This window comes from Acidovorax sp. (assembly GCF_046341535.1).
In the GTDB taxonomy this organism is placed as follows: Bacteria; Pseudomonadota; Gammaproteobacteria; order Burkholderiales; family Burkholderiaceae_C; genus Acidovorax.
Genome location: NZ_JBKDRI010000031.1, coordinates 22,484 through 33,006, shown reverse-complemented (window position 1 = coordinate 33,006; position 10,523 = coordinate 22,484). Strand labels below are relative to the sequence as shown.

Annotated in this window: 7 protein-coding genes and 5 tRNA genes; 2 read left to right on the top strand and 10 right to left on the bottom strand. The window is 60.6% G+C overall.

Annotated elements, in window-relative coordinates; translation table 11 throughout:
- Nucleotides 1-199 precede the first annotated feature (199 nt).
- Nucleotides 200-1,753 (top strand): fumarate hydratase, encoded by a 1,554-nt coding sequence (locus ACK543_RS02000; protein ID WP_409941200.1) that lies wholly within the window; start codon nucleotides 200-202, stop codon nucleotides 1,751-1,753.
- A gap of 112 nt (nucleotides 1,754-1,865) precedes the next feature.
- The gene (murI, locus tag ACK543_RS01995; protein ID WP_409941199.1) at nucleotides 1,866-2,810 is read left to right on the top strand and encodes a glutamate racemase; all 945 of its coding nucleotides are present in this window, start codon (nucleotides 1,866-1,868) and stop codon (nucleotides 2,808-2,810) included.
- 70 nt (nucleotides 2,811-2,880) lie between these two features.
- Here murI and ACK543_RS01990 read toward each other — a convergent pair whose 3' ends face one another.
- The 10 genes from ACK543_RS01990 to ACK543_RS01945 all read right to left on the bottom strand — a co-directional run bounded on the left by ACK543_RS01990 (nucleotide 2,881) and on the right by ACK543_RS01945 (nucleotide 10,427).
- Entirely contained in the window at nucleotides 2,881-3,513 is a 633-nt protein-coding gene (locus tag ACK543_RS01990) for a DUF6806 family protein (RefSeq protein WP_409941198.1), read from the bottom strand.
- A 13-nt stretch (nucleotides 3,514-3,526) separates the two neighbouring features.
- A tRNA-Leu gene (locus ACK543_RS01985) sits at nucleotides 3,527-3,619 on the bottom strand.
- Nucleotides 3,620-3,767: 148 nt separating this feature from the next.
- A tRNA-Gly gene (locus ACK543_RS01980) sits at nucleotides 3,768-3,843 on the bottom strand.
- A gap of 160 nt (nucleotides 3,844-4,003) precedes the next feature.
- A tRNA-Cys gene (locus ACK543_RS01975) sits at nucleotides 4,004-4,077 on the bottom strand.
- 58 nt (nucleotides 4,078-4,135) lie between these two features.
- A tRNA-Gly gene (locus tag ACK543_RS01970) sits at nucleotides 4,136-4,211 on the bottom strand.
- 83 nt (nucleotides 4,212-4,294) lie between these two features.
- On the bottom strand, nucleotides 4,295-6,736 hold the full coding sequence (gene lon, locus ACK543_RS01965) for an endopeptidase La (RefSeq protein ID WP_409941197.1): 2,442 nt from the start codon (nucleotides 6,734-6,736) through the stop codon (nucleotides 4,295-4,297).
- Nucleotides 6,737-6,853: 117 nt separating this feature from the next.
- Nucleotides 6,854-8,119, bottom strand: a complete 1,266-nt coding sequence (gene clpX / locus ACK543_RS01960) for an ATP-dependent Clp protease ATP-binding subunit ClpX (RefSeq protein ID WP_409941196.1) — start codon at nucleotides 8,117-8,119, stop codon at nucleotides 6,854-6,856.
- Nucleotides 8,120-8,220: 101 nt separating this feature from the next.
- Nucleotides 8,221-8,829 carry an ATP-dependent Clp endopeptidase proteolytic subunit ClpP gene (gene clpP / locus ACK543_RS01955; protein ID WP_409941195.1) on the bottom strand — a complete coding sequence of 203 codons (609 nt, stop codon included), beginning with the start codon at nucleotides 8,827-8,829 and terminating at the stop codon, nucleotides 8,221-8,223.
- Nucleotides 8,830-8,959: 130 nt separating this feature from the next.
- The gene (gene tig, locus ACK543_RS01950; RefSeq protein WP_409941194.1) at nucleotides 8,960-10,273 is read right to left on the bottom strand and encodes a trigger factor; all 1,314 of its coding nucleotides are present in this window, start codon (nucleotides 10,271-10,273) and stop codon (nucleotides 8,960-8,962) included.
- 67 nt (nucleotides 10,274-10,340) lie between these two features.
- A tRNA-Leu gene (locus ACK543_RS01945) sits at nucleotides 10,341-10,427 on the bottom strand.
- Between the last annotated feature and the right edge of the window lie 96 nt (nucleotides 10,428-10,523).

Here is a 10,523-nt window from a genome sequence, read left to right as displayed (position 1 = left end):
CAAATCGACCGCAGCGGTCCATTTTTAACCGCCTTTTTGCCCCATAGCTCGGCTATGGGGCTGCAAATTCGGCAAAAACTGTCCTCGCTCTCGCCGATTTTCGCTTTCGACGCTCCAAGTCCGACAGGCTCCTAGCCGCTGCCGAGCACCGCTACCGCAGGCAGGCCCGACCGCACCGACGCACACGCCACCACACGCCATGACAACCTTCATCCGCCAGGCCGACCTGATCGAATCCATTGCTGCTGCGCTGCAATACATCAGCTACTACCACCCTACCGACTACATCGCCCACCTGGCGCGCGCCTACGAGCGTGAGCAGAGCCCGGCGGCCAAGGATGCGATCGCGCAGATTCTGACCAACAGCAAAATGAGCGCCATCGGCCAGCGCCCCATTTGCCAGGACACGGGCATCGTCAATGTGTTCCTCAAGGTCGGCATGGACGTGCGCTGGGAGGGCTTCACGGGCAGCCTGGACGACGCCATCAACGAGGGCGTGCGACGCGGCTACAACCATCCTGACAACACGCTGCGCGCCAGCGTGGTGGCCGACCCGCAGTTCGACCGCAAAAACACCAAAGACAACACCCCGGCGGTGATCTTCACCGAGATCGTGCCAGGCAACACGGTGGATATCACCGTCGCGGCCAAAGGCGGTGGTTCGGAAAACAAGTCCAAGATGGTCATGCTCAACCCCAGCGACAGCGTGGTGGACTGGGTGCTCAAGACTGTGCCCACCATGGGCGCAGGCTGGTGCCCGCCGGGCATGCTGGGCATCGGCATTGGCGGCACGGCAGAAAAGGCCGTGCTCATGGCCAAAGAAAGTCTGATGGACGACCTGAACATGTACGAACTGCAGGCCAAGGCCGCATCGGGTGCGCCGCTCGAAAAGGTCGAAGCATTGCGCCTGGAACTGTATGAAAAGGTGAACGCCCTGGGCATCGGCGCGCAGGGCCTGGGCGGCCTGACCACCGTGCTGGACGTCAAGATCAAGATGTATCCGACGCATGCAGCCAGCAAGCCGGTGGCCATGATCCCCAACTGCGCTGCGACGCGCCATGCGCACTTTGTGCTCGACGGCTCGGGCCCGGTGCACCTCACACCGCCGAGCCTGGACCTGTGGCCCAACGTGAACTGGACGCCTGACTACATCAAGAGCAAGAAGGTCAACCTGGCCACGCTCACCAAGGCTGAAGTGGCCAGTTGGAAACCTGGCGATACCCTGTTGCTCAACGGAAAAATGCTCACCGGCCGCGATGCCGCGCACAAGCGTATCCAGGACATGCTGGCCAAGGGCGAGAAGCTTCCCGTGGACTTCACCAACCGCGTCATCTACTACGTCGGCCCCGTGGACCCCGTCAAGGGCGAGGCCGTGGGCCCCGCCGGCCCGACCACGGCCACCCGCATGGACAAGTTCACCGACATGATGCTGGAGCAAACCGGCCTGATTGCCATGATCGGCAAGGCCGAGCGCGGCCCGGTGGCCATTGAGTCCATCAAGAATCACAAGAGCGCCTACCTGATGGCCGTTGGCGGCGCTGCCTACCTGGTGAGCAAGGCCATCAAGACCGCCAAGGTCGTCGGCTTTGAAGATCTGGGCATGGAAGCCATTTACGAGTTCGACGTGGTCGACATGCCTGTGACCGTGGCCGTGGATTCAGGTGGTACCAGCGCCCACATCACCGGCCCAGCCGAATGGCAAAAGCGGATTGCCACCGGCGAGTTCAAGGGCATCGGCGTGGCCGCTGCGTGATGTCAGGGGCATCGGCGCGGCATCGGCCCGCTGACTGAGCGACTGCACGCGACCGCCCCGCCACCGGACTCCCCCACAACCGGGCGCTGGTAGCTCCCCCGATCAATCCACCATGCCGCTGACCTCCTCCCCAATCGGTGTGTTTGACAGCGGCGTAGGCGGCTTGAGCGTGCTGCAGGCTCTGCTCAAAGCCCTGCCGCACGAACGTTTTGTGTACCTGGCAGACAGCGCACATGCACCCTACGGTGAGCGCGGGGATGCGTATGTCAGCGCGCGCTCTCATGCCATCGTCGATTACCTGAGTGCGCGGTACGACATCAAGGCCCTGGTGGTGGCGTGCAACACAGCCACCGCGGCTGCGATTCACGAGGTTCGCAGCAGCCGACCGGATTTGCCCCTGGTGGGCCTGGAACCCGCCATCAAGCCGGCTCTGGCAGCGACCCGCACCGGACATATCGGCGTCATCGGAACACGGGGCACGCTCACCAGTGCCAAATTCAGCAGGCTGTTGGCCTCGGTGGCCGATCAGGCGCATTTCCATGTGCAGCCATGCGACGGCCTGGCGCATGCCATCGAGCGCAGCGCCGCACAGCCTGTTGTGCCAGCCGATGCGGCGGTGCAGGCCTCAGAAACGGGTGAACTGTGTCGTCGTTACCTCGCCGCCATGGGGCCGTTTGGACGCGATCCGGGTCAGATCGACACCCTGGTGCTTGGTTGTACACACTACATCTTCGCAGCGAAAGAACTGCGCGCGGTCACCGGGCCCGAAGTGCGCCTGATCGAGACCGGCGAGCCCGTGGCCCGGCAGACCCAGCGGTTGCTGGAGGCCGCGCGGCTGTTGAACCATCCCGAACGAGCCGCCAGCGATGACGCCAGCGCAGCTGGCACATCCACAACCCCGCAGCCAACCGGATTTGACACGGGCACCTCGCCAGAAATGCCCGCTGCTCTGCCCATCAAGCTGCTGACCACGGGGCCGGTGGAATCGCTCCAGTCTGCCGCGAAGCGCTGGCTTGATCTGCCCGCGCACTCCTGCGAGAGCGTGCAGATCCCTTGAGCCAAGGGACCACCAACGCCTATGCGCCAACGCAAAGCGCAGACGACGCGTGCACCACCGCCCCGGCCGATCAGTGAAGATGGCGCGGCCTGCGCCCGCTGCCACCGCCATGCCCACCTGAAGAGCCGCCAGGGCCGCGCGGTGGTTTTCCGATCTCGAGGGAATTGACCAGCGCGTCGAAGCGCTGACTGAAGAGCTTGTCGATCTCGGACACAACCCCCCCGAGCTCGGCGCCATCAAAATGGCGCTCCATCATGTTGACGACATCCTGCACCAGAAGGTCGCGCTGTACCTGCATGATGTCAGCGGGCGTCGGGCCGACAAACAGCATGATGAAGTCATCGCGTGACTCCGCGCTGCCTTCCTCTTCCTCTTCGTCAAAGTCGGTGTCATAGAACGTCACCTCGATGGCGGCGCCCTGCTCGGACAGTTCATTGAGGCTCATGCACATTTCGTCGAGACACTGGCGGAAATCATCGTCGCCGCGCACGGTCCAGCACATCTGAAGCACGTGCTCGTGGGGATCGAACTTGATGCCGGGCTCTTCCTCGTAGGCACTTGCCGCGCCGTCGGTCAGTGACCGCGCCCCCGCATACTTCCACAGCGGCTTCAATGCATCCTGGATCTGCTCGAAGCCCACGTCTGCGCGCAGTTGCACTTGTCCATGGACGTGAATTTCAAAGGGTGCGTTGTAACTTGACATGATTGATTCGTAGTGGTGCCCCGAGCCGGGGTCGAACCGGCACGCCCCTTTTCAGGAAAGCGGCGGATTTTAAGTCCGCAGTGTCTACCAATTTCACCATCGGGGCCTCGGCCGCTGAGCGCGCGACTGCGTTGCAGCGTAACCCGGGCAGCGCACGCGTGCAATGCCCACTGGTGCGCGCTTTCAGGGAGTGGCTCAATGCACACATCCTTGGCCGAAATGAAAAAGGGAAGCCGAAGCCTCCCTTGCGAATATGGAGCGGGAAAAGAGTCTCGAACTCTCGACCTCAACCTTGGCAAGGTTGCGCTCTACCAACTGAGCTATTCCCGCATTTGCTATGACGCAGATTTCACAATCCACGCGATCAGCCAAGCCTTGCATTGTATTCCAGTTCAAACCGTGTCCGGGGCTGGCACCCTCAAATTTTTACGGGCTGACCTGATTGCTGATCATCATGCAGCAGCCATGAACCGCTTCTTGAACAACAATCTGGAGGCGCGGTCCGGAGTCGAACCGGACTAACCGGATTTGCAATCCGGGGCATAACCGCTTTGCTACCGCGCCAGATATTCAATCTCGGCTGACAAAAAAGGGAAGCTGGCGCTTCCCTTTTTCTGGAAATTGGAGCGGGAAAAGAGTCTCGAACTCTCGACCTCAACCTTGGCAAGGTTGCGCTCTACCAACTGAGCTATTCCCGCATTTACCGAAGCCTCACATTGTACAACGTTCGGCTTGATGGCTTGAATTGTAGCGCATTTTTAGGCCGCTCCAAAAAACTGCTTCAATGTTTCAGCCCATCTGCGGCCGTGGCCGCAGACGTGCCGGACGCTGTCTTGTCCGCCAGGGCTGCGGCAACGCTGGCGACCTCTTCGTCCGTCAGCGGAACGGGTTTGCGCTCCAGTGCCACCTCCAAAACCTTGTCGATCCAGCGCACCGGAACGATCTCCAGCCCGCTTTTGACGTTGTCGGGAATCTCCTGCAGGTCTTTCACGTTTTCCTCGGGGATCAACACGGTCTTGATGCCGCCGCGCAGAGCGGCCAACAGCTTTTCCTTCAAGCCGCCAATGGCCGTCACTTCGCCTCGCAGCGTGATCTCGCCGGTCATCGCCACATCGCCCCGAACCGGAATACCGGTCAGTGCGGATACAAAAGCTGTGGTCATCGCCGCGCCCGCGCTGGGTCCATCTTTGGGTGTAGCGCCGTCCGGGACGTGGATGTGGATATCACGCTTTTCAAATATGTCGTCACGAATCCCGAGGATGCGCGAGCGGCTGCGAACCACGGTGCGGGCCGCCTCCACCGATTCCTTCATCACATCACCAAGCGAGCCCGTGCGGGTGATGACGCCCTTGCCTGGCATCGTTGCAGCCTCAATGGTCAGGAGATCACCACCCACCTCCGTCCACGCCAAACCGACCACCTGACCCACCTGGTTTTGAAGCTCTGCCCGACCGTAGGTGTATTTGCGCACCCCCAGAAACTCCGGCAGGTTGTCTGCGGTGACCACGACCTGAGGGGTGAGCTTCTTGAGTTGCAGGCCTTTGACCACCTTGCGGCAAATCTTGGAGATTTCGCGCTCGAGCGAGCGCACGCCCGCCTCACGGGTGTAGTAGCGCACCATGTCGCGAACGGCAGGCTCGGTGACAAGCAGCTCCTCATCCTTCACGCCATTGTTCTTGAGCTGCTTGGGCAGCAGGTATTTCATCGCAATGCTGGTCTTCTCGTCCTCGGTGTAGCCGGACAGACGGATCACCTCCATGCGGTCGAGCAGTGCCGGCGGGATGTTCATCGAGTTGGAGGTGGCCACGAACATCACGTCGCTCAGATCGAAATCCACTTCAACATAGTGATCACCGAAGGTATGGTTTTGCTCGGGATCTAGCACCTCCAGCAGCGCGCTCGACGGATCACCACGAAAGTCCGTGCCCAGCTTGTCGATTTCGTCCAACAGGAACAGCGGATTGCGCGTTCCCACCTTGGACAGGCTCTGCAGCACTTTGCCGGGCAACGCACCGATATAGGTGCGGCGGTGCCCGCGGATTTCTGCCTCGTCACGCATCCCGCCCAATGCCATCCGCACGTACTTGCGGCCCGTCGCCTTGGCAATCGACTGACCCAGCGATGTCTTGCCGACGCCCGGGGGGCCGACCAGACAAAGGATAGGTGCCTTGACCTTGTCCACCCGCTGCTGCACCGCAAGGTATTCAAGGATGCGATCCTTGACCTTGTCCAGACCGTAGTGGTCTTCGTTGAGCACGCCTTCGGCATTGACCAGATCGTGCTTGATCTTGGTCTTCTTGCTCCAGGGCAGCGCGGTCAGTACATCGATATAGTTGCGCACGACCGTCGCTTCTGCCGACATGGGCGACATGAGCTTGAGTTTCTTGAGTTCTCCTTCGGCCTTTTTGCGAGCCTCGGCAGGCATCTTGGCGAGCTTGATCTTCTTTTCGATTTCTTCAATGTCGGCGCCTTCGTCGCCTTCACCGAGTTCCTTTTGTATCGCCTTGACCTGCTCGTTAAGGTAGAAGTCGCGCTGGTTTTTCTCCATCTGACGCTTGACGCGGCCGCGGATCTTCTTGTCGACATTCAGGATGTCGACCTCCCGATCCAGTTGCTCGAAGAGATTTTCAAGACGCGACTTCACGTCAGACAGATCGAGCACTGCCTGCTTGTTCTCCAGCTTGAGCGGGAGATGGGCGGCAATCGTGTCCGCAAGCCGGCCCGGATCGTCGATGCTGGCGATCGACGTGAGAATCTCCGGAGGAATCTTCTTGTTGAGCTTGACGTACTGGTCAAACTGCTGCATCACCGCACGGCGCAGCGCTTCGATTTCGCTGGGCTTGCTGGCTTCAGGCTGAGCCTCGATGGGCGTCACGGTGGCGGTGAAATGTGTTTGCGCATCCTCGATGGACGTCACACCCGCACGCTGCTGGCCTTCCACCAGCACTTTCACGGTACCGTCAGGCAGCTTGAGCATCTGCAGGATGGTCGAGACGCAACCGACGTCGAACATGTCCGACACCGATGGCTCGTCTTTGGCGGCCGCCTTTTGTGCAACCAGCATGATGCGCCGGTCGGACTCCATGGCCAGCTCCAGCGCCTTGATGCTCTTGGGGCGCCCGACAAACAGCGGAATCACCATGTGGGGGAACACCACCACATCGCGCAACGGCAACAGTGGCAGATCGATCGGGGTGGCTGGCAGGGGGGTATGTCCGGACATGGAAATCCTCAAAGTACTTTGGGGGATATGGTCCTCATGGAGGGATTTTCAACCCTCGCGTGCAGCCATGGCGGGTTAACACGAGGGCAGACAACGGTGCGCCTCGGCTCAGGCATGTCAGGCCTTTTTGGCCGCTTCGCGGTACACGAGCAGCGGCGGCTTGTTTTCTTCAATAGTGGACTCATCGACCACCACCTTCTCGACGTTGCTGGTGTTGGGCAGGTCGAACATCGTTCCAATCAGCGACTGCTCCACGATGGACCGCAGGCCACGGGCGCCTGTTTTGCGGGCCAGCGCCTTGCGGGCAATGGCCTTGAGGGCGGCGGGACGGATCTCCAGGTCCACGCCCTCCATCGCCAGCAGCTTGCTGTATTGCTTGACCAGCGCGTTCTTTGGCTCCGTCAGGATTTGCACCAGGGCGTCTTCGCTCAGCTCGGCCAGGGCCGTCACCACAGGCATACGGCCCACCAGTTCGGGAATGAGGCCAAACTTGATCAGGTCTTCAGGCTCGATCTCGGTGAACAACTCGGTCAGTGAGCGCTGCTTCTTGCTCTTGACCGATGCGCCAAAGCCGATGCCCGACGCTTCGGTGCGGTTTTCGATCACCTTCTCCAGCCCTGCGAAAGCGCCACCACAGATGAACAGGATGTTGGTCGTGTCGATCTGCAGGAAATCCTGGTTGGGATGCTTGCGGCCACCCTGCGGGGGCACACTCGCCATGGTGCCTTCGATCAGCTTGAGCAGTGCCTGCTGCACGCCTTCGCCTGACACGTCGCGCGTGATGCTGGGGTTATCGGACTTGCGGGAGATCTTGTCGATTTCATCGATGTAGACAATACCGCGCTGGGCACGCTCAACATCGTAATTGCAGCTTTGCAGCAGCTTTTGGACGATGTTCTCGACGTCTTCCCCCACGTAGCCGGCTTCCGTCAGGGTGGTCGCATCCGCCATGACAAAAGGCACATCCAGCATGCGCGCCAGGGTCTGGGCCAGCAGCGTCTTGCCCGAACCCGTGGGGCCGATCAGCAGGATGTTGCTTTTGGAAAGCTCGACATCATCTTTGTGCGCCTTGTCCTTGTGCCTCAGGCGCTTGTAGTGGTTGTACACCGCCACGGCCAGCGTGCGCTTGGCGACGTCTTGCCCGATGACGTAATGATCCAGGTTGGCCTTGATCTCGAGCGGTGTGGGCAGGTCACTGCGCGCGCCACGAGCAACTTCCCCGGCAGGAAGCTCGTCGCGGATGATTTCGTTGCACAGGTCGATGCACTCGTCGCAGATGAAGACCGAAGGACCGGCGATCAGCTTCTTCACTTCATGCTGGCTTTTGCCGCAGAAAGAACAGTAGAGGGTTTTTTCGCTGGAAGAGCCTTTTTTCTCGGCCATGGGGGCAATGCCTTGCTTGTTGCGGTAGGTTGAACAGATGATAACCAAATAAAAACGGCGCCCTCCTGGGGGAAGGCGCCGCTGTTCCAGCCGAGTGGCTGTCAGGATCGCTTGTTGATCACCTGATCGACCAGACCATATTCCTTGGCTTCGTCGGCCGACAGGAAGTAGTCGCGCTCGGTGTCGCGCTGGATCTTGTCCAGCGGCTGCCCGGTACGCTCGGCCAGGATTTTGTTGAGTTGCTCGCGTGTCTTCAAGATTTCGCGTGCGTGGATCTCGATCTCCGTGGCCTGGCCCTGCATGCCGCCCAGCGGTTGATGGATCATGACCTTCGAGTTGGGCAGGGCAAAGCGCTTGCCCTTGGCACCGGCCGCAAGCAGGAAAGCGCCCATGCTGGCCGCCATGCCGATGCACAGGGTCGACACATCGGGCTTGATGAAGTTCATCGTGTCAAAAATCGCCATGCCGGCACTGACCGAGCCGCCCGGCGAGTTGATGTAGAACGATATGTCCTTGTCAGGGTTTTCGCTCTCCAAAAACAGCAGCTGCGCCACCACCAGGTTGGCGGTCTGGTCGTTGACCGGACCAACGAGAAAAATCACGCGCTCCTTGAGCAGGCGCGAATAGATGTCGTAAGACCGCTCGCCACGGCCCGACTGTTCGATGACCATGGGGATCATGCCCAGGCCTTGTGTTTCCAATGCGCTCATGTTTTCTCCAGTCAAGCAGATACTGTACCCAGAAATGAAATGGGGCCTGTGCAAGCCAGCACAAGCCCCTGTCGGCTTGAGCGGGTAGGGTCCTGCCAAACCGGCAAGGCTCCCGCCCTTTCGCGCCGGATCAGCCCTGCTGCGCCATCAGTTCATCAAACGACACAGCCTTCTCAACCAATTTGACCTTGGACAGCACGAACTCCGTCACGTTGTTTTCAATGACAACGGCCTCGACCTCTGCCAGACGCTGACGGTCACCAAAGTACCAGCGCACCACGTCTTCAGGCTTTTCGTAGCTGGCGGCCAGTTCGTCGATGTGGGCCTTGAGCTGCTCGGGCTTGGCCTGCAAGTCGTTAGCACGCACCAGTTCAGCCAACACGAGGCCCAGACGCACGCGGCGCTCGGCTTGCGGGCGGAACACGTCTTCGGGGATGGGGGCATTGGCGGCGTCCTTGATGCCACGCTGCTTGAGTTCGGCGCGGGCGCCTTCCATCAGGCGGGCGACTTCGGCCTGGACGCTGGCGTTGGGCAGATCAAGTTCTGCCTTGGCCACCAGCGCGTCCATCACCGCTTGCTTGTTGCGAGCCAGCAGACGGAACTTGACTTCGCGCTCCAGGTTCTTTTTGATGTCGGCGCGCAGAGCGTCAACGGAGCCGTCGGCAATCCCCAGCGACTTGGCCAGGGCATCGTTGACTTCCGGCAGATGCGCGGCTTCGATCTTCTTGATCGTCACGAGGAAGTCCGCCGTCTTGCCCGCGACGTCCTTGCCGTGGTAGTCCGCGGGGAACGCCAGGGGGAAGGTCTTGCTTTCGCCCGATTTCATGCCCCGCACTGCGTCTTCAAACTCTTTGAGCATCTGACCTTCGCCGACCAGAAACTGGAAGTCCTCGGCCTTGCCACCTTCAAACGGCTCGCCGTCGATCTTGCCTTCGAAGTCCACGGTGACGCGATCGCCGTCCTGCGCAGCGGCGTCCAAGGCGCGCTGGGCGAAACTGCGGCGCTGCGTGCGCAGGATGTCCAGGGTCTTGTCAATGGCGGCGTCGGTCACTTCAGCCGATAGCTTTTCGACTTCAGCGTCCGACAGGTCGGCGATCTTGACTTCCGGGAACACTTCAAACACTGCATCAAACGTGACCTGACCTTCAGGAGCGCCTTCTCTTTCAGTGATGCGCGGCTGGCCGGCCACGCGCAGATTGGCCTCGTTGGCCGCTGCAGCAAATGCCTCGCCCACCTTGTCGTTGAGCACTTCGTACTGGACCGAGTAGCCATACCGCTGGGTCACCACGGTCATGGGGACCTTGCCGGGACGGAAACCGTCCATCTTGACCGTGCGTGCCAGGCGCTTGAGGCGCGTGTCCACTTCGGACTGAATCAGGGTGACAGGAACGCTCAGCGTGATCTTGCGCTCGAGCTTTTCAAGGGTTTCAACAGTAACGGCCATGGCTATTCCTCTTATGAATGTGGATCGTGCTGGCTGCAGCGCAATGTTGCGCAAAGACTCACATGGGTGGTGCGCGGGGGGGGACTCGAACCCCCACACCATTGCTGGCGTCAGGACCTAAACCTGGTGCGTCTACCAATTTCGCCACCCGCGCGGTTCTACAAACAGACAGGCGGCAACCACTGCTGCCGCCTGCATGAAATCGGTCAACCTTTGATTTTACCCTGACGCACGAGGCCGCTGGAACCGG